Genomic DNA, 23,293 nt, shown 5'->3' on the forward strand with positions numbered 1-23,293 from the left:
GTTCAGCCTCCCGAAGCCAGCGCGCGCTCGACGATCTCGCGCACGTCGCTCGACAGGTCGGGCTTGGCGGCAACGCGCGCAACGGCTTCACGCGCTGCCGTGCGATAGGGCTCGGCCAGCACGGCCCAGCGGTCCATCGCGCGGGCGATGCGGCTGGCCAATTGCGGATTGATGGCATCGATGGCCAGCACCTGTTCGGCCCAGAACACATAGCCGGCCGCATCGGCGCGGTGGAAGGCGGCCGGGTTGAACATGCACAAGGAAGCGAGCAGGCTGCGCGCCCGGTTGGGATTCTTCAAGCTGAAGTCCGGGTGCTTGAGCAGGGACTTGGCCCGGGCGAAGACGCGGCCGTCCGCCTCGGGCGCGCGGGCCTGCAGCGAGAACCACTTGTCGACCACCAGCGCATCGTCCTTGAACAGCGCGTGGAAGCGCTGCAGGGCCGGCGCGGCCAGTTCGGCGTTGGCGTTGACCAGTGCGGCCAGTGCGCCTAGGCGCTCGGTCATGTTGGCCGCGTCCTTGAAGCGCTGGTAGGCCTTGCCGGGCCACACGGTGTCGCCGGTGGCTTGCGCGTCCAGCACGAGCATGGACAGGGCCAGGTTGGCGAGAGCCCGCTTGCCCGAGGACACCGGGTCGGGCGTGTAGCCGCCCTGGACTTGGTGGGCCTCGAAGGCGGCCGCCCAGTCATCGCGCAGGGCGCTGGCGAGCTGGGTTTGCGCGGCCATCACGGCGGCGTGGATGGCTTGCGGGTCGACGACGTCAAGCTGCTCGGCGATATAGGCCTCGCCAGGCAGCGTCAGCGCCAGCTCCTTGAAGGCCGGGTCCAGTTCGGGATGGTTGAGGATGCCGCGCATCGCGTCGATGAAGACGGGGCTCAGCACCAGCGGCTGGCCGGCGCGCAGCGCGTGCAGGATGCGGTTCAGCGCCAGGCGCTGGCCGGCTTCCCAGCGGTTGAAGGGGTCGCTGTCGTGGCGCATCAGCACGATCAGGCCGGCGTCGGACAGGCCGTCTTCCAGCACCACCGGCGCCGAGAAGCCGCGCATCAGCGACGGCACGGGCTCGCTGTCGATGTTCTCGAAGACGAACGTCTGCTCGGCCTGGTCCAGCACCACCACGCCATCGGTGTCGCCGTTGGTGTTCACGGGCAAGGCGGCGCCATGGCGGTCCAGCAGGCCCATGACGATGGGGATCACCTGCGGCTGCTTGTCGCCCTGACCCGGCGTGGCCGGTGTTGTCTGCGTGAAGCGCAGCGTGAAGGTGCGGGCAGCGGCGTCATGCTCGCCGCGGGCGGTCACGCGCGGCGTGCCGGCCTGCGAGTACCAGCGCTTGAAGGTGTCCAGGCGCGTGGCGAGGGCCGAGCCGGGGTTGGCGTCGGCAATCGCCTGCGCGAAGTCGTCGCAGGTCACGGCCTGGCCGTCGTGGCGCTCGAAGTAGAGCTTCATGCCCGCCTCGAAGCCCTTGCGGCCGACCAGCGTCTGGTACATGCGCACGACCTCGGCGCCCTTCTCGTAGACGGTGGCCGTGTAGAAATTGTTGATCTCGCTGTAGCTGTCCGGGCGCACCGGATGGGCCATGGCGCCGCTGTCCTCCGGGAACTGCGCGGCGCGTAGCTGGCGCACGTCCTGGATGCGGCAGACGGCGCGTGCCGACGGCGTGCCGGCCATGTCCATCGAGAACTCCTGGTCGCGGAAGACGGTGAGGCCCTCCTTGAGCGACAGCTGGAACCAGTCGCGGCAGGTGACGCGGTTGCCGGTCCAGTTGTGGAAGTACTCGTGGGCGACGATGGACTCGATGCGGTTGAAGTCGGCATCCGTTGCCGTGGCGGGCGAGGCGAGCAGGGCGCTGGTGTTGAAGATGTTCAGGCCCTTGTTCTCCATCGCGCCCATGTTGAAGTCGGACACGCCGACCACCATGAAGCGCTCCAGGTCCAGCGGCAGGCCGAAGCGGGCCTCGTCCCAGACGATGGAGGCGATCAGCGAGTTCATCGCGTGCTCGGTCTTCTCCAGGTCGCCGCGGCGCACGTAAACCTGCAGCAGGTGGTCCTTGCCGGCGCGGGTGCGGATGCGCTGCTCGCGCGCCACCAGGTCGCCCGCAACGATGGCGAACAGATAGCTGGGTTTGGGGAAGGGGTCGGCCCAGACCGCGAAATGACGTCCGTTGTCCAGCGTGCCGCTGTCCACCAGGTTGCCGTTGGACAGCAGCACCGGGTAGAGGGTGGCGTTGGCGCGCAGCGTGACCGTGTAGACGGCCATCACGTCAGGCCGGTCCAGGAAATAGGTGATGCGCCGGAAGCCTTCGGCCTCGCATTGCGAGAAGAAGCCGCCGCCCGAGGTGTACAGGCCTGACAAGGCCGTGTTCTTGTCGGGGCAGGTGGTGTTGCGGATCTCGAGCGCGAAGTCGGCGTCGGGTGCGCCTTCGATGATGAGTTCGTGGCCTTCCTGCCGGAAGGAGACGCTCGCGCCATCGATCAGCACGCGCAGCAGGTTCAGTTCCTCGCCGTGCAAACGCAGCGGGCCGTGGGGCACGGCGCGGTTGCGCTCGATCTGCATCTTGCTGGTGACCAGGGTCTTGGCCGGGTCGAGATCGAAGGTCAGGTCGACCTTGCGGATCCAGAACGCCGGTTGCTGGTAGTCCAGGCGTTGGATCAGGGTGGCGGTACCTTCACGCATGAGGGGCGTCCTTGGGATGAGGAAAACGAAAGGGCCGCCGCGGCGGCCCGGAGGCGTCAGACGCCTTGCTTGAGCGACTCGGTGATGAACGGATCGAGATCGCCGTCCAGCACCTTCTGCGTGGCAGACGTTTCGTAGTTGGTGCGCAGGTCCTTGATACGGCTCTGGTCCAGCACATAGGAGCGGATCTGGTGGCCCCAGCCGACATCGGTCTTGGTGTCCTCCAGCTTTTGCTGCTCTTCCTGGCGCTTGCGCATCTCATGGTCGTACAGGCGCGAGCGCAGGCGCTTCCAGGCGACGTCGCGATTGCTGTGCTGGCTGCGGCCGTCCTGGCACTGCACGACGATGCCGGTCGGGATGTGCGTCAGGCGCACGGCCGAGTCGGTCTTGTTGATGTGCTGGCCGCCGGCACCGGAGGCGCGGAAGGTGTCGGTGCGCACATCGGCGGGGTTGATGTCGATCTCGATGCTGTCGTCCACCTCGGGGTAGACGAACAGCGACGCGAAGGATGTGTGGCGGCCGCCGGACGAATCGAAGGGCGACTTGCGCACCAGGCGGTGCACACCGGTCTCGGTGCGCAGCAGGCCGAAGGCGTACTCGCCCTCGACCTTGATGGTCGCGCTCTTGATGCCGGCCACGTCGCCGGGCGTCTCGTCCTCGAGCGTCGCCTTGAAGCCCTTGCGCTCGCAGTACTTCAGGTACTGGCGCAGCAGCATGCCGGCCCAGTCGCAAGCCTCGGTGCCACCCGCGCCGGCCTGGATGTCGACGAAGCAGTTCAGCGGGTCGGCCGGGTTGTTGAACATGCGGCGGAACTCGAGTTCCTCGACCTTGGCCTGCAACTGCGCAGCGTCGGCCTCGATGGCGAGCATGCCGGCCTCGTCGCCTTCCTCGCGGCTCATCTCGAAGAGCTCCGCGTTGTCGGCCAGCGAGCTGGTCAGCTTCGTGATCGTCTCGACCACCGCCTCCAGCGTGCGCTTTTCCTTGCCCAGTTCCTGGGCGCGCTTCTGGTCGTTCCAGACGTTGGGGTTCTCCAGGGAAGCGTTGACCTCGTTCAGTCGCAGTGCTTTGCGGTCGAAGTCAAAGATACCCCCTTAGCGCGTCGGTACGCGCTGTGAGGTCGGCCAGGTTGTTGCCGATTTGGTTGATGTGTTCGATGTCCATGACGGTCGCTTGGTTCTTGGCGAAACGCGGATTTTCTCTCAAGAGGACGAAGGGCCGCTCCCGAGCCCTCTTGACCCCCTCGGGGGGCCTGACGCGCGGCGGCAGGTTTGGGGCATCCATAAGCCAGAATGACCGCATGACCGCACCGCCACGAGACGATTACTGGCGCCGCACCCGCCGCCTGACGGCGTGGCTGCTGCTGGCGTGGGCGATCGTCGGTTTTGTGCCGGTGTTCTTTGCCCGCGAACTCAGCGTCGAGGTGTTCGGCTGGCCTCTGGCCTTCTGGCTGGCCTCGCAGGGCGCGCTGCTGGGGTTTTGTGCCATCGTCGTCATCTATGCGAGGCAGATGGACAAGTTGGAGGCTGAGTTCAGCGAGCCTCGGTCCTGAACAGGCGCCGGGATTCGGCCTCGCCGACATAGCGCGCGTAGAGCTGCTGGATCCAGCCTTCACGCCGCAGCAGGGCGATCTGCGCTTGCAGCAGCTGAACGTCGTCCTCGGTGACGGTGGTGCGGTTCAGGTAAAGGCCGATCGGTTCGGCGCCGGCCTCCGGCAGGTCGACGACGATGCTCTGCGCCGGCAGCGCCCCATCCCGCTTGAGCTTGGCATGGATCATGTTGGGAATGATGGCGGCCTGGATGCGCCCGGCCGACAGCTTGGCCGCCAGGTTGTTGAAGTCGGGCGAATACTCGGCCTGGCGCGAGGCCAGCAGCGGTGCGATCCGTTCCTCCAGCGCATCACCCAGGCGCACGCCACGGACGATACCGAGCTTGAGGTCGGGCCGGCCGACGAAGACCTCCAGCGAGCTCGGCCCGCGTTCCGACGCAACGATCAGGTCCAGTTCCGTGAAGGCGTAGGGCAGGAAGTGCCCGACCCGATCGCGGTCGGCAGCGCGCATGGCCGAGGTCAGCATGTCGATGCTGCCGTGCTCGAAATCCAGCAGCACACGCGCACGAGGCGCGTAGCGCAGAGTCAGCTTGCAGCCGCTGCGCCGGGCCAGCTCGTCCAGCAGGTCGGGCACGACGCCCTGGACATGGCCGTCGCGCAGGAAGGCTGAATAGCCGAGGTCGGAGATACCGACGCTGAGTTCACGCGAGCAACTCGCCTGCGCGCCCGCGGCAGCCAGCGCGAGCAGCAAGGCGAGCGCAGGCTGTCTCATGCCTTCGAGAGGAAACGCTCGAGCACCGCGGCCAGCGCTTCGGGCTGGTCGTGATGCAGCATGTGGCCGGCGTCCTGCAGCACCGCCTTCTCGAGTTGCGGCACCAGCGCCAGGCGGGCCTCGAAGTCTTCGCGTGGATAGCGTGTGCCCCAGAAACGCGTCAGCTGGTCGTCGCTGCCCTCGACCCAGAGCGTGGGGGCGGCGATGCGCTGCCAGCAGGCCAGCACCTCGGCCTTGCGGTAGAGCATGGGATTGGCCAGCTTGTGGGCCGGGTCGGCGTTGAGCTGGAAGCCTTCGGGTGTTTCACGCGACCAGTGCTGAGCCAGCCAGGCGGCCTTGGCCGCCGGCAGGCGGGGATTGTTCTTCATCAACCGCTCGGCCACGTCGGCCAGCGTCGCATAGGGTCGCAGTGAGGGCGGGTCTTTCAGCTCGTCCAGCCATTTGGCCAGGCGCTCGGGCGCGGCAGCGGGCGAGATGTCGGGCATGCCGAAGCCTTCGAGATTGACGAGGCGACGGATGCGCTGCGGGCGAACCCCGGCATAGCTCATGGCCACATTGCCGCCCATGCTGTGGCCCAGCAGGTCCACCGGCGCACCCGGGCTGAGTGCATCGAGCAGGGCGTCGAGGTCGCCGAGGTAGTCTGGGAACCAGTAGCTGTCGGCGCCCGTCGTTGCGCTGAGGCCGAAGCCGCGCCAGTCCAGCGCGATGACCTCGCGCTGCTGCTGGAGGGCATCGACGACGAACTGGAAGGAGGCGCCAACGTCCATCCAGCCATGCACCATGACGAGGGGCGGGTGGCCCGGCTGGGGCGGGCCCCAGCGCAGGATGTGATGGCGCAGGCCGCGCAGGCTCAGAAATTCGCTGCGGTGGGCGCGGCGAGGGATGTAGACATCGGGCATATCCGCACTGTAGGACACGGCAGTGCGCTGACAATGGCCACCATGCCCGCACCCCGCCACGACATCCGCGCCGCCGAGCCGCGCGACCTGAAAGCCATCGTCCAGCTCATCAGTGAGCTCGCCGAGTTCGAGAACCTGACCCATCTGCTTGAAGTCACGCCTGAGAAGCTCGAGCCGCATCTGTTTGGCGATGCTCCCGCGGCCGAGTGCCTGGTAGGCCTGGTGAACGATGAGGTGGTCGCCTTTGCGCTGTTCTATACCAACTTCTCGACCTTCCTGGCCAAGCCTGGCCTGTACCTGGAAGACCTGTATGTGCGCCCCGCCCATCGCCGCAGCGGCCTGGGCAAGGCGCTGATCATCCAGCTGGCCCAGACGGCCTGCGAGCGCGGCTATGGCCGTTTCGACTGGACGGTGCTGGACTGGAACGAGGACGCCATCCGCTTCTACGAGGGCCTGGGTGCCGACGTGATGCCGGAGTGGCGCATCTGCCGCCTGACCGGCGACGCGCTGGAGCGCTATGCCGATGGCGACCGGCCGAGCATGTGGTCGCCGTCCGCGTGGCTCGGTCTCTGACCTGACTGACCGGCGTCGGCCCAGGGCAATCCACTAGGCCGGGCCCGGTCGGGCTGGCTAGCATTCGCCCCCTTGTCCCAACCGGGGGTGGCCCATGGCGGAAGACCGATACGAGCAGCTGCACGGCGCCTTCCGCTGGCAGGTGCCCCGGGACTTCAACATCGCCGAGGCCTGTTGTGGCCGCTGGGCGCGGGACACTCCCAACGCCACGGCTATCCACTTCGACAGCGAAAGCGGCTGCCGCACGCACTACAGCTACGCGCAATTGCAGCGGGCCGCGAACCGGCTGTCCAACGCGCTGCTGGACCAGGGGGTGCGCCGCGGCCATCGCGTGGCCATCGTGTTGCCGCAGCGCTTCGAGACGGCTGTCGCCCACATCGCCATCCAGCAGATCGGCGCGGTGGCCATGCCGCTGTCCATGCTCTTTGGCGCCGAGGCGCTGGAGTACCGGCTGCAAGACAGCGGTGCCGTGCTCGCCATTGCCGCCTGCGAAGCCCTGCCGACCCTGCGCGAAGTCAAGGCGCGCTGCCCGGCGCTGCGCCGCATCCTGGTCGTGGGCGAATGCCCGGTGGATTGCGACGAACTGCCGTGGATGCAGGCCCTGCAGGCCGAGGAGGCCCGGTTCAAGCCGGTCGCGACCCAGGCCGACGACCCGGCCATCCTGATCTACACCAGCGGCACCACCGGCAACCCCAAGGGCGCACTGATTCCACAACGGGCGCTGATCGGCAACCTGACCGGCTTTGTCGCCAGCCAGAACTGGTTCGGCTTCGATCCTTTCGATGCCAGCAAGCCCAGCGACGCCGTGTTCTGGAGCCCTGCCGACTGGGCCTGGACCGGCGGCCTGATGGATGCGCTGTTGCCCACGCTCTACTTCGGCCGTCCTATCGTCGCCTGGCAGGGGCGTTTCTCTGCCGCCAAGGCCTTCGAGCTGATGGCGGCCTACGGCGTCACGCATGCCTTCCTGTTCCCGACCGCGCTGAAAGCCATGATGAAGGCCGAGCCGCGCCCGAAGCGCCATGCGCTGAAGCTGCGCGCGCTGATGAGCGCCGGCGAGGCGGTCGGTGACGCGGTGTTCAGCTGGTGTCGCGACGCGCTGGGGGTGCCGGTCAACGAGATGTTCGGCCAGACAGAGATGAATTACGTGGTTGGCAACTGCCAGGCCTTGTGGCCGGCCAAACCGGGCAGCATGGGCCGGGCCTACCCCGGCCATCGCGTGGCCGTCATCAATGACGAAGGCCGGGAATGCGCACCGGGCGAAACCGGTGAGGTGGCCGTGAACGCGCGTGACCGTCACGGCGATCCCGACCCGGTCTTCTTCCTCGGCTACTGGAACAACGAGGCAGCGACCAAAGCCAAGTTCACGGGGGAATGGTGCCGCACCGGCGACCTCGCCCGCAGCGACCGGGACGGCACGCTCTGGTACGAAGGCCGGGCGGACGACGTCTTCAAGGCCGCCGGCTATCGCATCGGCCCCGGCGAGATCGAGAACTGCCTGCTCAAGCATGCGGCTGTGGCGAACGCGGCCGTCGTGCCCAAGCCCGACGCCGAACGCGGCGCGCTGGTCAAAGCTTATGTCGTGCTGGCCGACGGCCATGCCGGCAGCACCGCGCTGGTGGAGGCCTTGCAGGCCCATGTGAAGGCGCGCCTGGCGCCCTACGAGTACCCGAAGGAAATCGAGTTCATCGACGCGCTGCCGATGACGACGACGGGGAAGGTGCAGCGGCGCGTGCTGCGGCTGCGCGAGCAGGAACGGGCCACGGCAGGCGCGGCGTCGCCGTAGCGCCGCCGGCGTTGGCCGGGGTTCAGTCCTTCAACGGCGAAATGCCTTGCACCGGCCCGATCAGGCGCTCGAACAGGCTTTTGAGCCGCTCGACCCGTGCACGGTCACGCATGAAGGCGTGGAAGTCCTCGGGGCTGGTGTTGTATTTGTCGATCGATTGGTAGCCGGTTGGCGGCGCGACGTCGTCGCGGATCGGGAACCGTTGCGGGTTTGAGGCCACCGGCAGCGAAAGCGTCCAGCTGACGTACAGCTTCGCCGCTGCGGGGTGCTTGGCATCCTTGAAGATCGCACCGGTCTGCGCCCAGGTCAGGAAGGGATCGTGGCTCGGCAGCACAAAGCGGATGCTGGACGGCTCCGCCGGCACGAGGTTGCCCGACGTCCCGGTTGACACGGCGTACTTGCCGGCTTCCACGGCGTCGCGCGGCGTCTGCGTGCCGCGCACCCACTGCACGCCATTGGCCTGCAGCTTCTCGATGAAACCGATGCCGTGTTTCTGCACGATCTTGTCGAACACGTACAGCACCGCATCGTCGTCGTGGGGGTAGGTGATGATGATCCGGTTCTTGAACTCGGGCTTCAGGAAATCGGCGTAGTCGCGCGGCGCGTTCTCCGCCGTGACCAGGGTCTTGTTGTAGCTGTTCGCGAAGGTCAGCATGAACAGGCCCGTGAAGCGCGCCTGCGGATCCTTGTAGGCCGCCGGGACGTGGTCCCAGCCCATCGGCTTGTACGGCAGCAGCAAGCCGCGCGCTGCCCAGTCGTCGAAATCGTGCAGCGTCTGCAGGTGGGCGACGTCGACCTTCAGGTCCTTGCGCAGCAGTTCCTCCTCGATGCGCGCATCGTGGTACTTGCTGAGATCGACGACGAGGTTCAGCTTCATGCCAGGAAACTGGCGCTCGAAACCCGCCTTGATGCCGAAGCCCTGCGTGACCTCGTCGCCGCCGGCATACACCGTCAGCGCGCCGCCTTCCTTCAAGGCGGCCTGGTAAAGGTCTTGCAACGTGTGGCCGGCGCCGTCGCGCTCTGCGACGACGGTGGCGGGCGCCGCAGCCTGGGCCTGTGCCGGCAGAGATGCGGCAGGCGCCAACGACACGGCCAGGGCCAGCCACGCCAGCTTGAGCGCGAGGACAGTGCCGGCGGTTGGGCTGGGAACCTCGGAGTCGGAGTGGGGAATGGTGCGTGCCTTCATCGGGGCTCCTTGGCGGGCGGATGGTCGATGGCGGCACTCTATTGATTCGAAATCAGCCGATAAAGCCGGTTTCGATCAATTGGTTGTCAACTGAATCGCTTTAATGGAGCCCTCCGGGCTGCAAAGGACGAGCCGGTTCAGGCCGCGCGGTTGCGCAGTCTCAGCAGGCTCAGCCCCAGCAGCACGAACAGCCCGCCCGAGATGCGGTTGAACAGCCGCAGATGCCGTGCCTCGGTCAGGAAGCGGCGCAGCGAGCGGAACAGGCCCACATAGGTCGCGTGGGACACCAGGGCCAGCACGGTGAAGGTCAGGGTCAGCAGCAGGGTCTGCAGCAGCAATGAATGGCCGGGCGTCAGGAACTGGGGGAACAGCGCCGTGAAGAACAGGATGGCCTTGGGGTTGGTGACGGCCACGCCCATGCCTTGCAGGAAGAGCCTGGCCGGCGTCGTCGGCTGGTTGACCGATGTGGCGGCGTCCAGTCGCATCGGCGCGCTGCGCCATTGCCTGACGCCCAGATAGATCAGGTAGCCGGCGCCGATGAACTTGACGACGAGGAAGGCCGAGGCGGACACCGCCAGCAGCGCCCCCATGCCGGCCGTCGCCGCGCCCGACACGATGAAGAGCCCCGCTGCGTTGCCCAGCGAGCTGAACATCGTGTGCCGCGGCCCCACGGCCATCGCATTGGAGATCGCCAGCAGCACGCCGGGGCCAGGCGAGAAGGTGGCGAGCAGGGCGACGCCGCAGAACAGCAGCCAGGTCGAGAAGGGCATGGGACGTGCGAATGGAGCGGCGACCCGACCAGTCTATGCAAGGCCTCAAGACCGTGCGCGCTGGTAGTGCAATCGCCAGAGCAGTGCCCAGGTCTTGCCGCCGTCATTGCTGCCTTCCCAGTCCCAGTTGAAGCTGTCAGGCTTGATGTCGTAGAAGCGCATGCGCTGGCCATTGAGCTGCTCGCCCACGGGCTTGAAGTCGGTGGCGAAGATGCGCGTCTCGCCGATGCTGCTGCCTGTCAGCGCGAAGAAGCCGCCCTGGTTGTCGGCCCAGGCCTGGCGCCAGACGCCGGCCTTGTCGAGCACCGACAGCGAGCGGCCCAGCAGCCGCGGCGCGCTGGCCGGGTCGCCTTCGAAGTTCTCCTCGATGACCTGGCCATCGAGGATCTTGCCGACCCGGTTGTGAGCCCGGCCCGGGCTGCCGTTGGCGTTCTGCCAGGTGACGATCCAGTCGCCGATCCAGAAATCAAACAGCTCGGCCGGCGTGGCGGCCTGTGCGGGCGAGAGCAGGGCGGCAAACAGGGCGGCGGCAAGGAGCTGGCGCATGGCGGGTGTGGGCAGTGACGAAGGCAGCAGCCTAGGCGTGCAGCGCCGCCACCGGTGTTGCAGAAATTGCTGCTCGACACCGGCTTGTCGAAAACGACGCCCACCGTTCGTCGTAGCGTGGGCACTCCCGCGGGTGCCCTGTTTCGCAACTCCGAGGACCGCCATGCCACTCCAGATCATTGACCGACCCGCCATCACCGTCGTGGGCCTGCAGATCCGCACGATGCCGATGTCGCCCGATATCCCGGCCCTGTGGCCGCGCTTCGTGGCCCGCATCCCCGAGATCACGCCGGCCACCGAGGCCAAGACCACCTACGGCGTCATGCACAACCAGTCTGACGCCGGCTTCGACTACCTCGCCTGCGTGGCCGTCGAGCCGTCGGCCGCCGTGCCGGCGGGCATGACGAAGCTGACGTTGCCAGCCGGGCGCTATGCGCTTTTCAGCTTTCCGTTTTCAAAGCTGGGAGAGGGCTTCGGCGACATCTTCGAGCGCCAGCTGCCGGCTTCGGATCACGTCCAGGCCGCCGGCCCGCTGTTCGAGCGCTATGGCCCAAACTTTTGTCCTGACGAACCCGCATCGCCGGTCGAGGTCTTTGTGCCGGTGGCGCCCAAGGCCAAAGGGGGTTGAAAGGAGCAGGGCACGAGGATTGCCCTGGCGGCCGTGTCGCCAGGCTTTCAGTCAAGGAGCAAACCATGCCCACCCAGCCGATCCGTCGCCTGAACTTCGCGCTGCCGGCCGTGCTGATGCTGGCCTTGCTGGGCGCCTGTCGGCGCGAGGTGCCGCCGCCCCCTGCGCCGCCGGCCGAGCCGCTGCCCAAGGTGGCGCCCAGCACCGATCTGCGCGGCGCCTCCGACCACCCGCAGGCGCCGCCCGCCGTGGGTGCGATGACGGCCGGGCAGGACGCGGGCGGCGCGCGCCAAGGGCCCATCCAGCCCAGCGGCGGCGACGGCACGACAGCTGCATCGGCGGCTAGCGGGCCGCGGTAAGCCAGGCAGTCTCCTAGACTTGCGCGCATGATTCTGCGCGAGCTGCCCGACCTGGCGCCGCGGCCGCTGACGGCCGCGAACGCGGGCTTCCGGCAGTGGTTCGCGCAGCACTGGGGGCATGAGAACGCCGTCGTCATGGGTTGGTCCCGTGACGTCGAGTTCCCGCCGCACACGCAGACGCTGTCCATCAAGCGGGCTTGGGGCGGCGAAGGCGAGGACTATCTGCTGCCGGGCCGGCGTCTGCGTGTCGATGCGAAGCACTGCCTGATCCTGAACCAGGGCGGCCACTACGGTGCGCGCATCCGCAGCCGCGAGCCGGTGCTGAGTTTTGGCGTCTTCTTTCGGCCCGGCATGGCTGAAGAGGTCGCCCATGCGGCGCGCCAGACCGTGCCCGAGGCGCTCGTGGCCGACGGCGAGGGCGGGCTTCTGGCAACGGGGTTTGCCGAGCATCTGCGCCCAGCTGATGGCGCAGTGAATGAGGAGCTGACCGAGCTGCGCGACGCCCTCTTCGCCGGCCGGGGCGAGCTGCTTGGTGATGCCGACGATGAAGCCTGGCTGGAGGAGCGCATGCAGTCGCTGTTGTGGCGCATGTTGGAAGCCGAGCCCGGCTGGCGTTCCCGTGGCGGTCATCTGGCGGCGTTGAGCCGAAGCCAGCATGCCGAGCTGCTCGCCCGCCTGGACCATGCGACCGATTTCATGCTGAGTTGCCATGCCGAGCCGCTGACGCTGGACGCCATCGCCGCGGTGGCGCGCCTGTCCAAATACCACTTCGTGCGCTGCTTCCGCGCGCTGCAGGGCTGCACGCCCATGGCCTGGCTCGCGCAGCAGCGCACCGAGCGCGCGTTGCGGTTGCTGAAGGATCCGGCGCTGTCGCTGGACGAGGTCGCAGCGCGCAGCGGCCTGGGCTCACGCCAGACGCTGTTCCGCCAGCTCAAGCGGCGCGGCGGCGCCAGCGGGCAGGCGCTGCGCGATGCCGCTCACTTGCACTTGTAGGGCTTGCCCACCATGCCGATCGCCCGCGGGGCGACGCTGCCGTTGAACTGGTCCATGTCGGCAATGCGTGAGCGGAAGATCTCGACGCAGGTGTTGCCGCGGCGCATGACGGTGCGGCGGTCCCCGAGTGCGCCGACGGCCTGGGAGCGGTTCTCGCTGGTGCTTTCCTCGACCCAGGCGCCTGCGCCGCCGGTGGCGTCGCCGATGCGGTCCTCGAACGTCGGGCGTGCCGTGTTGCTGCGCGGGTCACTCAGCGCCGGGTTGCGTGCGGCGGCGGACGACGCGGCATAACCGGGCGGCAGGGTCAGTCGCAGCGTCGTGCGGGGCGGCTCCGCGGGTGCCGTGGCCGCAGGGGCGGGGTCCGCAGGCACGGCGGGTGCAGGGATGGCGGCACCGGGCGCCTCGGTTTTGAAGGGCAGGGGTGCGACTTCGGGCAGCTCGGGCTGCGGCTTGCGCGGCGCTGGGGCTACGGACGGTGCGGGCGGCGGCGCCTGCTGCGGGCGTGGCGCCAGCAGGCGCACCGTCGTCACGCGCCGCTCGCCCGGGTGGTGCAGCGGTGGCGGCCGGTGCAGCCACAGCGCGACCAGCAATGCCAGGTGCAGCCCGCCAACCAGGCCGCGCGCAATCCAGCGGTGGTTCATGCCTTACAGCTTGACGCTGAGCTTGCTGTTGGCCGGTGGCAGCAGCCGGGCCGCGTCGGGCCAGTTCTCCTGGCCGGTCAGCAGCGTGCAGGGGCGGCCTTTCTCGCCGGGCTTGGCCTCAGGGTCGCGCTCGCCCGGTGCCTGTGGCAGCGGCAAGCCGAGCAACTGGCCACTCTCACGCCACTCCAGCTCCCAGGTGGGCGTGGCCGAGCACACGCGCACGGCTTCGATGCGCGGGAACAGCCAGCGCAAATACCAAGGCAGCAGTTCCTCGCGCAACGTGCGCGCCACCCGCATGATCTGGCGCACTTTTGCCATGGTCAGCTGCTCGGGTGGGATGGTCAGCTCGATGGTGCCGCGCACGGCCATCTGGCCCTTGGGCGCGTTGGTCGCGAAGTCGGCCGTCTTCGCTTCGGCCTCCGGCAGCAGGGGCAGGTCGAAGCGGCCATCGCCCTCGACCCGGATCGGATGGTCGGCCTCGTCGCTTCGCACCACCATGCGTAGCTCAGGCAAAGACAGTTTGGTCTTCTCGGCGTCGACCTTGAAGTCCATGCGGAACAACCCCTCGCCATGCTTGCTCAGCTTGGTCAGCAGCTCGTTGATGCGCGCATAGGGCAGCACGCTCTTGTCGCGCTTGAGGTCGGTCTTGACGGGCGGCAGGACTTCGGTCTGAGCGTGGGCGGCGCAGGCTGCGAGCAGCAGGCAAGGGATCAGAAAACGCATGGGCAGGAGCAGGTCAGGGTTCTTCGGGCGGCTCGGGGCCGGGTTCCCAGGCGAGCAGATCGCCCGGCTGGCATTGCAGGGCGTCGCAGATGCGCGCCAGCGTGTCGAAGCGCACGCCGCGCACCTTGCCGCTCTTGAGCAGGGACAGGTTGGCCTCGGTGATGCCCACGCGCTCCGCCAGCTCGCGCGAGCGCATCTTGCGGCGCGCGAGCATGACGTCGAGGGTGACGACGATGGGCATTCAGTTGTCCGTCGCAGCGTGCGCCGCCCGCAGCGAATGCAGGAATGCAACCACAGAGCCACAGAGACACAGAGAAGAACTGGGTGGCTTCCTCTGTGCCTCTGTGCCTCTGTGGTTGCCTTTGGCTTTCATCTCAAACGAACTCGGCGTTCTCGTCAGCTACGCGAGCCGCCTCGTGCAGCACTTGCGCGAGAGCCAGCAGCAGCAACCCGAAGAGCAGCGCGAGGTAGTGGTCGCCCGACAGGCCAAACCAGAGCTGGCGCTCGCCCTTGGGATTGCCCCAGGTCAGCGCGAGGATGGCCAGGGTCTGGCCCAGCGGCTGCGCGGCGGCCAATGCGCACAGACCCAGGCCGAGCCGGCGCAGATGTTGGGCCGGCCGGCGCGCCAGCAGCTCGCCCTGGGCAAAGCAGCCGAACAGCGACCACATCTGCCACAGCGCGAACAGGCTGGCCAGCGTGGGCAGCATGGAGGCTGCAAGGCCGCACAGCCGCGTGCCCGTGTCGAGCTGTATGCGGCTGAGGTTCCAGGTGCGTGCGGCCACGTCAGCCACCCAATCGGCCTCCGCCCAAAAGATGAAGGGCAGGGTGCCGATGACCACGACGCCGAACAGGCAGAGCAGCCGCACGACCCAGGCCAGGCGGCGGATGCGGCGCAGGCCGTCGGCGGAGAAGGAGTCGGGCATGGGGGTCTTCGAAAACCTGAAAAAACTTACTGTAAAACAATAATTCATTGCCGCGAAACAGAATTATTTCAGCGAATCGCGCCATGGGCGAGGTCTCAAACCTGCGTGCCGCGCGCCGGGCCGCTCCCAAGCCGGCAGGCTGGCGATGTGCTTGCGGCTCAATGCCGCAAGCATCGCCGTCCCCACGGGGGACCGACTGGGCTCGCCCGCGTTCAGCGGCGCGGGGACCGGGCGAGGGGTCCCAGTCCCCGAGAATGAAAGGATGAGCAAGAAGACCGCCCATGTCAGCGAAACCCCGGCGACCCAGGCGCTGAAGCGCGCTGGTGTCGCCTTCACCGAGCACGTCTACGACTACATCGAGCATGGCGGCACGGCCGAGTCGTCCAAGCAGCTGGGCGTCGAGGAACACGCCGTCGTGAAGACCCTGGTCATGCAGGACGAGAAGGCCGAGCCGCTGATCATGCTGATGCATGGCGACCGCACGGTCAGCCTGAAAGAGCTGGCGCGGCAGATCCCTTGCAAGAAGGTCGAGCCCTGCAAGCCCGAAGTGGCGCAGCGCCACAGCGGCTACCAGGTCGGCGGCACCTCGCCCTTCGGCGTGCGCAAGCCCATGCCGGTGTTCGTCGAGGCTTCGATCCTGGCGTTGCCGAAGATCTGCATCAACGGCGGCCGGCGCGGCTACCTGGTCGGCATCGAGCCCCAGGTGCTGACCGAGCTGCTGGACGCGCGGCCGGTGACCTGCGCGAACTGAACCGGCGCGGGCGCGCGGCTTGCCAAGCAGGCGGCCATGTGGGCCACCGTTCTCCAGACCCTGCAGTCCGAGTTCTCTGACGCGCCCGATGTGGAGCAGGTCACCCGCCTCATGACGCGGCTGCTGCTCGCGGCGCTGCTGGGTGGCGTGCTGGGCTATGAGCGCGAGAGCCAGGGCAAGGCGGCCGGCATTCGGACGCACATGCTGGTGGCGATGGGTGCAGCCTTGTTCGTGCTGGTGCCGCAGCTCGGCGGCATGGCCGTGGCCGACATGAGCCGGGTCATCCAGGGCATCGTCACCGGCATCGGCTTCCTCGGCGCCGGGGCCATCATCAAGCACCGCACCGAGGAGGACACCCAGGGCCTGACAACGGCGGCCGGCATCTGGATGACGGCAGCGATCGGCGTGGCCTGCGGCCTGGGCCGGGAGACGACGGCGCTGATCAGCGCGCTGCTGGCCCTGGCGGTTCTTGCGGTGCTGCCGCGGCTGGTCGGCCGGGGCAGGCGCTGAGCATTCGCGGCCTCGTCCTACGGGATGCCTGGCAGGCGCTCGCGAAACTGCCCGCGATGTCGACGCGAAGCTCCGCCATGAACGGTCGCGAAACGCTGGACCTGGCGTACTCCCAGTTGGAGGCCCTGCTGCCCAGGCGCGCCGCGCGCTGCCTGGCCTGGTTGCACAGCCCCCGGGGGGTGTGGGTGCGCATCCCTGCTGGCCTGCTGTGCATTGCCGCCGCTGTCTTCTGGTTCCTGCCCGTCATCGGCATCGAGTGGTTGCCCATCGGCCTGCTGCTGCTGGCCGAGGACCTGCCGTTCCTGCGCAAGCCGGTGGGGCGCTTCATCCTGTTCCTGCTGAAGCAGGGGCGGCGGCTGCAGGTCTGGTGGCGGGCTCGGCAGCATTGACACGGCCGGGCTGCATGACAATGCCGCCCCATGCAAACCGTCCTTCCCCTGCTGGCCGCCCTCGTCGGCTACCTTGTCGGCTCGTTGTCCTTTGCCGTCATCGTCAGCCGCGCCATGGGCCTGTCGGACCCGCGCTCCTATGGTTCGGGCAACCCCGGTGCCACCAACGTGCTGCGCTCGGGCAACAAGGCCGCGGCCATCCTGACGCTGGTGTTCGATGCGCTCAAAGGCTATTTGCCGGTGCTGGCTGTCTTCATCTGGGGGCCTCGATTCGGCCTCGGCGAGGGTACCGCGGCGCTGGTGGGCCTGGCGGCCTTCCTTGGCCATCTGTGGCCGGTGTTTTTCAGATTCCAGGGCGGCAAGGGTGTGGCCACGGCGGCCGGCGTCATCTTCGGGCTCAACCCCCTGCTAGGGGTTGCGACGCTGGCGACCTGGCTCATCATTGCCTGGTTCAGCCGCTATTCGTCCCTGGCCGCCATCGTGTCGGCCGCCTTCGCGCCGATGTATCAGTTGCTCATTTGGGAAGCCGGCCCGACCGCGCTCGCCCTGATCATCATGGGCTTGCTGCTGGTGTGGCGCCATTCGGCCAACATCAAGAAATTGCTGGCCGGCACCGAGAGCAAGCTCGGGCACAAGGCAGAGAAAGCTGTGCCGGCATCGCATCCCGTCAAATCCACCAAGCACCGGAAGAAAGCATGACCGCCTCCACCCCCGTTGAACGTTTCGACATCGGCGCCCGCCTGTCGGAGATGGCCGTGTACAACGGCGTCGCCTACCTGGCCGGCCAGGTGCCTGAGGACGCCAGCGCCGACGCCACCGGCCAGACGGCCCAGGTGCTGGCCGCCATCGACAAGCTGCTGGAGCGCGCTGGCACCGACAAGAGCCGCATCCTGCGCGCCCAGATCTACCTGGCCGACCGCGCCGACTTCCCCGGCATGAACGCCGCCTGGGACGCCTGGGTGCCCGCCGGCCACACGCCGCCGCGCGCCACCGTCATCGCCGGCCTGGCGCGGCCGGAGTGGAAGGTGGAGATCGTCATCACGGCGGCGGTCTGAAGGGCTACGCCGGTGCGCCCTGCGCGCGCCGGCGCCAGAACTCCGCGTCGATCAGTTGCTCCGCGCCGGTGCGCGCGTTGATCAGCCAGAACTGACGCCCGTCGGCGCTGATGCGCGCCACCTCGCCCACCTGCCGCCCGGCGGCCACGCGCCGCCCCAGCGCATTGGCGGGAAAGCCCGGCTCGCGCGCCAGTTCCTGCAGAGGCAGGGCGTCCCGGGTGTCTCCGGCCAGGCGCAGCCGCTGCACCAGCGGCGCCAGCAGCGGGCTGGCCGCATCGGCGGGCGACACGAACAGCACCAGCTTGGCCTGCGCCCGGCTCAGCGCGACGTTGAGCAGGCGCTGTGCCTCGTCGCCGTGCAGGAAGGGCTGGGCGCCATCCGCCGGGTCGAACAGCACCACCGGCGCCTCGCTGCCCTGGGCGCGGTGCACGGTGCTGACCCGCAGCGTCTCGGGCAGGCCGCGCGCACGCAGCCGCTGGCGGATCAGCGCCCGTTGCGCACGGAACGGCGTCAGCACGATCAGTTCCTCGGCCTGCCAGGAGCCGCTGGCCAACGCACGCTCCACCAACTCGGCAATGGCTTCGGCCGACTCGCGCCGCACCGGCCCGCGCTCCGCGGCCGACCAGCCGCCATCCGTCTTCAGATGGTGGACATGCACATGCACGTTGGCGCCGATGTCGCCCAGACTGCGTTGGCGAGCAGCCTGCCAGCTGGCCGAAGCCTCGGCGTCTGCTGCCACGCGCAGTGCGCCGTCGTAGAACAGCTGGCTGACCAGCTCGCCGATCGGCGGCGCCATGCGCGACTGTTCGTCCAGCAGCGCGACGGACGGCCCGCGCGGCATCTCGGCGAAGGCCGAGCGGCCCAGCCAGCGCCGGGCCAGACGGTCGTCGCTGCGCAGCACGGGCGACAGCTGCTGCGGGTCACCCGCAAACAGTCGGGCGCGGCCCAGCGGCATCAGCACGAGGGCATGCGCCAGGTTCACCTGGCTGGCTTCGTCGAACACCAGCAGGTCGAAGGGCGGTTCGCCATCTGGCTGCAGCTCGCGCAGCGTCTTCAGCGTGAAGGCTGCGCGCGTCGTCGTCATGCTGGCCAGGCGGCAGCGTTGCAGCACCTTCAGCGAAGCGGCGCGCAGCTCGTCGCGCAGTGCGGCGACGCGGTCGGCCCAGGCCTTGAGCGCGAGCGCATCACGGGCTGATGGCCGCTGGCCTTCAGCGCGAGCCAGGCGGGTGATGAGATCGCGGTCCTGCGTCGGGATCAGGTGCTCGCGGCCTTCGTAGGCCGCGGCGTCGAAGCGTGTGCCCAGGCGCTGCACTTCGGCGCGCAGGTGCTCGCGGCGGCCTCTGTGCAGGGCCTTGTCGACGGCCAGCGTGGCCTGGTCCACCGCCTGGTTGGTGGTGGACAGCAGCAGCACGCGGGCGTGCGGGTGGCGGTCCAGGTATTCGGCCAGCAGCACGCCCAGCGTCGTGGTCTTGCCCGTGCCCGGTGGCCCCCACAGGAAGCCGCTGCTGTGGCCCGCCAGCGCGAGCGCCGCGCGTTGCGCCGGGCGCAGCCAGCGGAAGGGCTCACCGGTCAACGCCGTGCCGCCGTGCAGAGGTCGTGGGTTCGAAAGGTCGGGCAGGCAGGCCAGCGCCTGCTCGGCCCAGGCCGTGTCCCACCAGGCGTCGGCCACGGCGTTCAGGAAGCGCGTCGGGTAGAGGCGGATCAGGTGCCCGGCCGGCGGCGGCGGGCCACTGGCGTTCTGCAGCACGAGCTGGTCGTCCTCCGCCAGCACGGCCAGCACGCTGGCGCCGCCCTTGCTCGGCGCGCCCCACCAGGCGCTGGCACCGTCCAGGCTGTCATCCAGCAGCGCCTGCGCCGAAGCGGCGCCGGGCCGCTGGCCCTCGGCGAACACATGGCCGGGCTCCAGCGTCACCCGCCACAGCGCACCGTCGCGTTCGGTGTGCTGCACCTTGAAGTCGTAGTACTCGGGCGTGGCCGACAGCTCGGCTTTCAGCGCCGCGCGGAGGTCGGCGAGGCTCATGGGTCGGGGTGATTCGGGAGGGCGCGACTGTAGCGGTCCCGTCAAAGCACCTGCCCTTGACCGCAGTCAAGGGCAGGTGCTGCGCGGCCGCGTAGCCTGCGCACCCCGCCACTGCCAGAGTCCTTTCGCATGTCCATCGAGTTGTTTCGTCAGGGCCGGCACGTCTGCGTCATGTTTTCGCGCCTCGGCGACGAGGGCGGCAACGCCGTGCAGTCCAACCAGTTCCTGCTGGTCAATGGGGACACCGGCGCCATCCTCGACCCCGGCGGCAACATCGCCTACAACGAGCTCTACCTCGGCATGTCGGCCTTCTTCCCGCCGCACAAGCTGGCCGCCATCCTGGCCTCGCATGCCGATCCCGACATCATTGCCTCGCTGGACCGTTGGATGACGGCCACCGACGCACCGGTCTACATCTCGCGGCTGTGGGAGCGCTTCGCGCCGCATTTCTGCAAGGCGGGCAAGACGGTGGGCCGCGTCGTCGGCCTGCCGGACGCGGGCGAGCGCCTGCATCTGGGTGTGGGGTCGGAGCGCTTCGAGCTCTGGGCGCTGCCGGCGCACTTCCTGCACGCCGAGGGCAACTTCCAGTTCTACGACCCGGTCAGCCGCATCCTGTTCTCGGGCGACCTCGGGGCCTCGCTCGGCGCGAGCGTCAACCCAGAGAAACCGGTCAGGTCACTGGCCGAGCACATCCCGCGCATGGAAGGCTTTCACCGCCGCTACATGGTCAGCAACAAGGTGCTGCGCCTGTGGGCGACCATGGTGCGGCAACTCGACATCGCGATGATCGCGCCCCAGCACGGCGCGCCAATGGTGGGCGCCGCGGTGGGCGAATTCATCGACTGGGTGGAGCGGCTGGAATGCGGGATCGATCTGTTCGGGGCGGCGAATTACCGGGTGCCGGGTTGAGCACTGGCGGCCTTGGCCGGCAGCTTGAAATCCGCTGGCAGCAGGGTGACGACGCGCGTCATCTGCAATGCGGGTATGCCGTCAGCGCCGCCGATGCGGTGCCCGAAAGACTTGCCGGATGCCTGCACGCCGGTGTGCTGCCCCAGCGCCTTGCCGCCGTAGCTGGGCTGGGTCAGGACCCGCAGCATGCCATCCTCGGTGCGTGTGACGGTCAAGTCCAGCCGCCAGCTTTGGGCCGCCGTGGCGCCCCATTGCAGGCTGCTGCGGGTGCCCAGCGTCGTGATCAGCCGGGGTGCGGCCTTGAACTCACCTGACGACACATTGAGGCGGATCTCCACCTTTTGCTGCGCGGCGGCGTCGGCCGCCGATGCTGGCACCGAGCTCTGCGCTGCATAGGCCAGGCCGGCAACGCCCAGTAGCGCCAGCCCGAGTGCGGCGCCACGCCGGCGTGACGAGAAGTGCGGGCGGTTCAACATGGCGATCCTTTCGACGAGAGGGTGGGAACTGCCCCAGCGGCTCGCCAGTGGCGCGCCGAGGCTGTGGAGATCATGGGCGGCCAGCAACGCGCGGACATAGTCGGCCAAGGCGCCCGGCCTTGAGGCCAGCACCGCGGCATCGCAGCTGAGTTCCTGGTCAGCCTGGAAGCGCCGCGCGGCCCACCAGGCCAGCGGGTTCCACCAGTGCAGCGCAGTGAGCAGGCAGGCGAGGAGGTTCCACAGGTTGTCCAGCCGCTTGCGATGCACTTCCTCGTGGGCCAGGATGAGTTCGCGCTGAGTGGGCGGGAAGCGCTGCTCGAAATCGGTCGGCAGCACGATGCGTGGCCTCAGCAGGCCGACGAGGGCGGGGCTGCTGCCGGCGGGCAGCACATCGCCCAGGTGGGCGAGCTGCCATTGCTGGTGGGCGCGAGCCAGGGCGACCAGCACCGCGCCCGCGAGCCACAGTGCCAGCCACACAGCTGCCATGTCCGTCGTCGGCGCCGGCAGTGCAGGCAGAGCCGGCGTTGCAGGAGCACCCGCGGCCTGCAGCACAAGATGCAGCGGCTCCTGCGCCAGGCGTGGCAGCGCGGGCGTCAGCAGCAATGCCGGCACGAGCAGCCATGCCGTGTAAGCGGCGGTTGCGCCCAGGCGCTTCAACAACAGCGGCCGCAGCGCCCACAGCAGCAGCATAGCCACGCTGAAGAGCAGTGCCTGTCGCGCGAGCATGGCGAGCAAAGCCTCAGTCATGGCCCTGCTCCTTCAACAGCGCCTTCAGCGCCGCGATGTCGTCCGCATTCAGCTTGCGCTCCGACGCGAACTGCGCCACCAGTGGCGCCAGGCGCCCGCCGAACAGCCGGTCGATCAGCGACAGGCCGGTGTCGGCCACCCAGGCGTCCTCGGGCACGGCGGGCGCGTACAGAAAGCGCCGGCCGTCGCGCTCGGCCGTCACGGCGCCTTTGCTCAGCAGCCGGTTCAGCAGCGTCTTCACGGTGGCGAGCTGCCAGCCTTGCCGGGGCCCGAGCACCGCGGCGATCTCGTCGGCGGCCTGGGGTGCGCGCTGCCAGAGCAGGCGCATGACCTGGGCTTCGGCGTCGCTGATGGGAGTGGGTGGCCTGGTCATTGATTACGGGCGTAAACGATGGTGAATGATTACGCGTGTAAACGACGTCGTCAAGCCCCTTTGTCACGGCCGTGCCATATCTTCCGCCTAGGCTCGCGGCCTACAGCCGCTGTTGCGGCCGGGAGCCCTCGTGAGCCACATCGAAGACGAACTGGTGAAGCGCATTCACCGCGACCTGCAGGACGATTTCGACGAGGAACTGGAGCTTGAGCTCGAGGACCGCGAACACGGTGTGATGGCCAGCGACGTGCCGACCGGTGAAGCCATTGAGCGGCGGCGCTACTTCCGCGAGCTGTTCCGCCTGCAGAGCGAACTGGTCAAGCTGCAGGACTGGGTGCAGCACACGGGCCACAAGGTCGTCATCCTGTTCGAGGGCCGCGACGCGGCGGGCAAGGGCGGCGTCATCAAGCGCATCACGCAGCGGTTGAACCCGCGTGTGTGCCGCGTGGCCGCGCTGCCGGCGCCCAACGACCGCGAGCGCACGCAGTGGTACTTCCAGCGTTATGTGTCGCACCTGCCGGCGGCCGGCGAGATCGTGCTGTTCGACCGCAGTTGGTACAACCGCGCCGGTGTCGAGCGCGTGATGGGCTTTTGCACCGACGAGCAGTACGAGGAGTTCTTCCGCTCCGCGCCCGAGTTCGAGCGCATGCTGCAGCGCTCAGGCATCCAGCTCATCAAGTACTGGTTCTCGATCAGCGACGACGAGCAGCGCGTGCGCTTCCTGGGCCGCATCCACGACCCGCTCAAGCAGTGGAAGTTGAGCCCCATGGACCTGGAGTCGCGCCGGCGCTGGGAGGCCTACACGTCGGCCAAGGAGGTGATGCTGGAGCGCACCCACATCCCCGAATCACCCTGGTGGGTCGTGCCGGCGGATGACAAGAAGCGCGCGCGGCTGAATTGCATCCATCACCTGCTGGGCCAGATGCCCTACCAGGAGGTGCCGCACGCCGACATCGATCTGCCCGCGCGCGAACGCCGCGAGGACTACCTGCGCAACCCCGTGCCGGACGACATCATCGTGCCCGAGGTTTATTGAGCCGGTCTAGCATGGGGCC

At 68.5% G+C, this 23,293-nt stretch carries 27 protein-coding genes; 13 read left to right on the plus strand and 14 right to left on the minus strand.

Going from position 1 to position 23,293, the window contains the following annotated elements:
* Nucleotides 1-2: 2 nt before the first annotated feature.
* Both pepN and prfB read right to left on the minus strand, forming a co-directional pair.
* Nucleotides 3-2,666, minus strand: a complete 2,664-nt coding sequence (gene pepN / locus ASC95_RS01730) for an aminopeptidase N (RefSeq protein WP_057296067.1) — start codon at nt 2,664-2,666, stop codon at nt 3-5.
* Nucleotides 2,667-2,722: 56 nt separating this feature from the next.
* Nucleotides 2,723-3,827 (minus strand): peptide chain release factor 2 gene (prfB, locus tag ASC95_RS01735; protein WP_157255910.1). Its coding sequence is split into 2 segments (ribosomal slippage): nt 2,723-3,745 and nt 3,747-3,827, totalling 1,104 coding nucleotides; the frame shifts between segments, so codons are not numbered across the junction.
* Nucleotides 3,828-3,963: 136 nt separating this feature from the next.
* Here prfB and ASC95_RS01745 point away from each other — a divergent pair.
* Nucleotides 3,964-4,215: a DUF4212 domain-containing protein gene (locus ASC95_RS01745; protein WP_057296069.1), complete on the plus strand. Its 252-nt coding sequence runs from the start codon at nt 3,964-3,966 to the stop codon at nt 4,213-4,215.
* Here the strand turns inward: ASC95_RS01745 and ASC95_RS01750 are convergent.
* Nucleotides 4,196-4,984, minus strand: coding sequence for an ABC transporter substrate-binding protein (locus tag ASC95_RS01750; RefSeq protein WP_082567414.1), 789 nt, complete (start codon nt 4,982-4,984; stop codon nt 4,196-4,198). The genes ASC95_RS01745 and ASC95_RS01750 overlap by 20 nt on opposite strands.
* Nucleotides 4,981-5,883, minus strand: coding sequence for an alpha/beta fold hydrolase (locus ASC95_RS01755; protein WP_057296071.1), 903 nt, complete (start codon nt 5,881-5,883; stop codon nt 4,981-4,983). Before ASC95_RS01755 ends, ASC95_RS01750 begins: the two co-directional genes overlap by 4 nt.
* 33 nt (nt 5,884-5,916) lie before the next feature.
* Here ASC95_RS01755 and ASC95_RS01760 point away from each other — a divergent pair, with 33 nt between their 5' ends.
* Together ASC95_RS01760 and ASC95_RS01765 are read left to right on the plus strand one after the other, a co-directional pair.
* Nucleotides 5,917-6,456, plus strand: a complete 540-nt coding sequence (locus ASC95_RS01760; protein WP_369820575.1) for an N-acetyltransferase family protein — start codon at nt 5,917-5,919, stop codon at nt 6,454-6,456.
* A 94-nt stretch (nt 6,457-6,550) separates the two neighbouring features.
* The gene (locus tag ASC95_RS01765; protein ID WP_057296073.1) at nt 6,551-8,239 is read left to right on the plus strand and encodes an acyl-CoA synthetase; all 1,689 of its coding nucleotides are present in this window, start codon (nt 6,551-6,553) and stop codon (nt 8,237-8,239) included.
* Between the two features lie 22 nt (nt 8,240-8,261).
* On the opposite strand, the gene ASC95_RS01770 is transcribed toward ASC95_RS01765, so the two are convergent.
* The 3 genes from ASC95_RS01770 to ASC95_RS01780 all read right to left on the minus strand — a co-directional run bounded on the left by ASC95_RS01770 (nt 8,262) and on the right by ASC95_RS01780 (nt 10,741).
* Nucleotides 8,262-9,425, minus strand: a complete 1,164-nt coding sequence (locus tag ASC95_RS01770; protein ID WP_057296074.1) for an ABC transporter substrate-binding protein — start codon at nt 9,423-9,425, stop codon at nt 8,262-8,264.
* 137 nt (nt 9,426-9,562) lie between these two features.
* Nucleotides 9,563-10,195 (minus strand): LysE family translocator, encoded by a 633-nt coding sequence (locus ASC95_RS01775; RefSeq protein WP_057296075.1) that lies wholly within the window; start codon nt 10,193-10,195, stop codon nt 9,563-9,565.
* A 45-nt stretch (nt 10,196-10,240) separates the two neighbouring features.
* On the minus strand, nt 10,241-10,741 hold the full coding sequence (locus ASC95_RS01780) for a hypothetical protein (protein ID WP_057296076.1): 501 nt from the start codon (nt 10,739-10,741) through the stop codon (nt 10,241-10,243).
* A gap of 163 nt (nt 10,742-10,904) precedes the next feature.
* Here ASC95_RS01780 and ASC95_RS01785 point away from each other — a divergent pair, with 163 nt between their 5' ends.
* From ASC95_RS01785 to ASC95_RS31300, 3 genes are all read left to right on the plus strand, one after another.
* Entirely contained in the window at nt 10,905-11,369 is a 465-nt protein-coding gene (locus ASC95_RS01785; protein WP_057296077.1) for a GyrI-like domain-containing protein, read from the plus strand.
* A 65-nt stretch (nt 11,370-11,434) separates the two neighbouring features.
* Nucleotides 11,435-11,728 (plus strand): hypothetical protein, encoded by a 294-nt coding sequence (locus ASC95_RS01790; RefSeq protein WP_057296078.1) that lies wholly within the window; start codon nt 11,435-11,437, stop codon nt 11,726-11,728.
* A gap of 27 nt (nt 11,729-11,755) precedes the next feature.
* A complete protein-coding gene (locus ASC95_RS31300) occupies nt 11,756-12,721 on the plus strand; it encodes an AraC family transcriptional regulator (protein WP_057296079.1) in 966 nt (321 codons plus the stop codon).
* Here the strand turns inward: ASC95_RS31300 and ASC95_RS01800 are convergent.
* From ASC95_RS01800 to ASC95_RS01815, 4 genes are all read right to left on the minus strand, one after another.
* Nucleotides 12,706-13,362 carry a hypothetical protein gene (locus ASC95_RS01800; RefSeq protein ID WP_057296080.1) on the minus strand — a complete coding sequence of 219 codons (657 nt, stop codon included), beginning with the start codon at nt 13,360-13,362 and terminating at the stop codon, nt 12,706-12,708. The genes ASC95_RS31300 and ASC95_RS01800 overlap by 16 nt on opposite strands.
* A gap of 3 nt (nt 13,363-13,365) precedes the next feature.
* Entirely contained in the window at nt 13,366-14,085 is a 720-nt protein-coding gene (locus ASC95_RS01805) for a hypothetical protein (RefSeq protein ID WP_057296081.1), read from the minus strand.
* Between the two features lie 13 nt (nt 14,086-14,098).
* Nucleotides 14,099-14,326, minus strand: coding sequence for a helix-turn-helix transcriptional regulator (locus ASC95_RS01810; RefSeq protein WP_056198653.1), 228 nt, complete (start codon nt 14,324-14,326; stop codon nt 14,099-14,101).
* A 133-nt stretch (nt 14,327-14,459) separates the two neighbouring features.
* Nucleotides 14,460-15,008, minus strand: a complete 549-nt coding sequence (locus tag ASC95_RS01815) for a DUF2975 domain-containing protein (RefSeq protein ID WP_057296082.1) — start codon at nt 15,006-15,008, stop codon at nt 14,460-14,462.
* Between the two features lie 262 nt (nt 15,009-15,270).
* Between ASC95_RS01815 and ybaK the strand changes: the two genes are divergently transcribed.
* The 5 genes from ybaK to ASC95_RS01840 all read left to right on the plus strand — a co-directional run bounded on the left by ybaK (nt 15,271) and on the right by ASC95_RS01840 (nt 17,713).
* Complete coding sequence (gene ybaK, locus ASC95_RS01820; RefSeq protein ID WP_057296083.1) at nt 15,271-15,759, plus strand: Cys-tRNA(Pro) deacylase; 489 nt, start codon at nt 15,271-15,273, stop codon at nt 15,757-15,759.
* Nucleotides 15,760-15,795: 36 nt separating this feature from the next.
* Entirely contained in the window at nt 15,796-16,269 is a 474-nt protein-coding gene (locus ASC95_RS01825; RefSeq protein ID WP_057296084.1) for an MgtC/SapB family protein, read from the plus strand.
* Between the two features lie 77 nt (nt 16,270-16,346).
* Nucleotides 16,347-16,658 carry a hypothetical protein gene (locus ASC95_RS01830; protein ID WP_057296085.1) on the plus strand — a complete coding sequence of 104 codons (312 nt, stop codon included), beginning with the start codon at nt 16,347-16,349 and terminating at the stop codon, nt 16,656-16,658.
* Between the two features lie 30 nt (nt 16,659-16,688).
* Nucleotides 16,689-17,357 carry a glycerol-3-phosphate 1-O-acyltransferase PlsY gene (gene plsY, locus ASC95_RS01835; protein WP_057296086.1) on the plus strand — a complete coding sequence of 223 codons (669 nt, stop codon included), beginning with the start codon at nt 16,689-16,691 and terminating at the stop codon, nt 17,355-17,357.
* On the plus strand, nt 17,354-17,713 hold the full coding sequence (locus ASC95_RS01840; RefSeq protein ID WP_057296087.1) for a RidA family protein: 360 nt from the start codon (nt 17,354-17,356) through the stop codon (nt 17,711-17,713). Before plsY ends, ASC95_RS01840 begins: the two co-directional genes overlap by 4 nt.
* 4 nt (nt 17,714-17,717) lie before the next feature.
* On the opposite strand, the gene ASC95_RS01845 is transcribed toward ASC95_RS01840, so the two are convergent.
* A complete protein-coding gene (locus ASC95_RS01845) occupies nt 17,718-19,733 on the minus strand; it encodes a DEAD/DEAH box helicase (RefSeq protein WP_057296088.1) in 2,016 nt (671 codons plus the stop codon).
* A 129-nt stretch (nt 19,734-19,862) separates the two neighbouring features.
* On the opposite strand from ASC95_RS01845, the gene ASC95_RS01850 reads away from it, so the two are divergent.
* Complete coding sequence (locus ASC95_RS01850; RefSeq protein WP_057296089.1) at nt 19,863-20,642, plus strand: MBL fold metallo-hydrolase; 780 nt, start codon at nt 19,863-19,865, stop codon at nt 20,640-20,642.
* On the opposite strand, the gene ASC95_RS01855 is transcribed toward ASC95_RS01850, so the two are convergent.
* Together ASC95_RS01855 and ASC95_RS01860 are read right to left on the minus strand one after the other, a co-directional pair.
* On the minus strand, nt 20,624-21,865 hold the full coding sequence (locus ASC95_RS01855; RefSeq protein ID WP_082567417.1) for a M56 family metallopeptidase: 1,242 nt from the start codon (nt 21,863-21,865) through the stop codon (nt 20,624-20,626). The genes ASC95_RS01850 and ASC95_RS01855 overlap by 19 nt on opposite strands.
* Complete coding sequence (locus ASC95_RS01860) at nt 21,858-22,238, minus strand: BlaI/MecI/CopY family transcriptional regulator (protein ID WP_057296091.1); 381 nt, start codon at nt 22,236-22,238, stop codon at nt 21,858-21,860. The genes ASC95_RS01855 and ASC95_RS01860 overlap by 8 nt, the downstream gene beginning before the upstream one ends.
* A 130-nt stretch (nt 22,239-22,368) precedes the next feature.
* On the opposite strand from ASC95_RS01860, the gene ppk2 reads away from it, so the two are divergent.
* Entirely contained in the window at nt 22,369-23,274 is a 906-nt protein-coding gene (gene ppk2 / locus ASC95_RS01865; RefSeq protein ID WP_082567418.1) for a polyphosphate kinase 2, read from the plus strand.
* Nucleotides 23,275-23,293 lie beyond the last annotated feature (19 nt).

It is taken from the genome of Pelomonas sp. Root1217 (assembly GCF_001425705.1).
GTDB lineage: Bacteria > Pseudomonadota > Gammaproteobacteria > Burkholderiales > Burkholderiaceae_C > Pelomonas.

Coding starts and splice junctions, on each gene's coding strand:
- ASC95_RS01770 (WP_057296074.1), bottom strand. CDS start 9,425: ATGAAGGCACGCACCATTCCCCACTCCGACTCCGAGGTTCCCAGCCCA.
- ASC95_RS01805 (WP_057296081.1), bottom strand. CDS start 14,085: ATGCGTTTTCTGATCCCTTGCCTGCTGCTCGCAGCCTGCGCCGCCCAC.
- plsY (WP_057296086.1), top strand. CDS start 16,689: ATGCAAACCGTCCTTCCCCTGCTGGCCGCCCTCGTCGGCTACCTTGTC.
- ASC95_RS01850 (WP_057296089.1), top strand. CDS start 19,863: ATGTCCATCGAGTTGTTTCGTCAGGGCCGGCACGTCTGCGTCATGTTT.
- ASC95_RS01790 (WP_057296078.1), top strand. CDS start 11,435: ATGCCCACCCAGCCGATCCGTCGCCTGAACTTCGCGCTGCCGGCCGTG.
- ASC95_RS01855 (WP_082567417.1), bottom strand. CDS start 21,865: ATGACTGAGGCTTTGCTCGCCATGCTCGCGCGACAGGCACTGCTCTTC.
- ASC95_RS01760 (WP_369820575.1), top strand. CDS start 5,917: ATGGCCACCATGCCCGCACCCCGCCACGACATCCGCGCCGCCGAGCCG.
- ybaK (WP_057296083.1), top strand. CDS start 15,271: ATGAGCAAGAAGACCGCCCATGTCAGCGAAACCCCGGCGACCCAGGCG.
- ASC95_RS01750 (WP_082567414.1), bottom strand. CDS start 4,984: ATGAGACAGCCTGCGCTCGCCTTGCTGCTCGCGCTGGCTGCCGCGGGC.
- ASC95_RS01765 (WP_057296073.1), top strand. CDS start 6,551: ATGGCGGAAGACCGATACGAGCAGCTGCACGGCGCCTTCCGCTGGCAG.
- ASC95_RS01830 (WP_057296085.1), top strand. CDS start 16,347: ATGAACGGTCGCGAAACGCTGGACCTGGCGTACTCCCAGTTGGAGGCC.
- ASC95_RS01810 (WP_056198653.1), bottom strand. CDS start 14,326: ATGCCCATCGTCGTCACCCTCGACGTCATGCTCGCGCGCCGCAAGATG.
- ASC95_RS01825 (WP_057296084.1), top strand. CDS start 15,796: ATGTGGGCCACCGTTCTCCAGACCCTGCAGTCCGAGTTCTCTGACGCG.
- ASC95_RS01755 (WP_057296071.1), bottom strand. CDS start 5,883: ATGCCCGATGTCTACATCCCTCGCCGCGCCCACCGCAGCGAATTTCTG.
- ASC95_RS01815 (WP_057296082.1), bottom strand. CDS start 15,008: ATGCCCGACTCCTTCTCCGCCGACGGCCTGCGCCGCATCCGCCGCCTG.
- ASC95_RS01745 (WP_057296069.1), top strand. CDS start 3,964: ATGACCGCACCGCCACGAGACGATTACTGGCGCCGCACCCGCCGCCTG.
- ASC95_RS01775 (WP_057296075.1), bottom strand. CDS start 10,195: ATGCCCTTCTCGACCTGGCTGCTGTTCTGCGGCGTCGCCCTGCTCGCC.
- ASC95_RS01800 (WP_057296080.1), bottom strand. CDS start 13,362: ATGAACCACCGCTGGATTGCGCGCGGCCTGGTTGGCGGGCTGCACCTG.
- ASC95_RS01785 (WP_057296077.1), top strand. CDS start 10,905: ATGCCACTCCAGATCATTGACCGACCCGCCATCACCGTCGTGGGCCTG.
- ASC95_RS01845 (WP_057296088.1), bottom strand. CDS start 19,733: ATGAGCCTCGCCGACCTCCGCGCGGCGCTGAAAGCCGAGCTGTCGGCC.
- ASC95_RS01840 (WP_057296087.1), top strand. CDS start 17,354: ATGACCGCCTCCACCCCCGTTGAACGTTTCGACATCGGCGCCCGCCTG.
- ASC95_RS01780 (WP_057296076.1), bottom strand. CDS start 10,741: ATGCGCCAGCTCCTTGCCGCCGCCCTGTTTGCCGCCCTGCTCTCGCCC.
- ASC95_RS31300 (WP_057296079.1), top strand. CDS start 11,756: ATGATTCTGCGCGAGCTGCCCGACCTGGCGCCGCGGCCGCTGACGGCC.
- ASC95_RS01860 (WP_057296091.1), bottom strand. CDS start 22,238: ATGACCAGGCCACCCACTCCCATCAGCGACGCCGAAGCCCAGGTCATG.
- pepN (WP_057296067.1), bottom strand. CDS start 2,666: ATGCGTGAAGGTACCGCCACCCTGATCCAACGCCTGGACTACCAGCAA.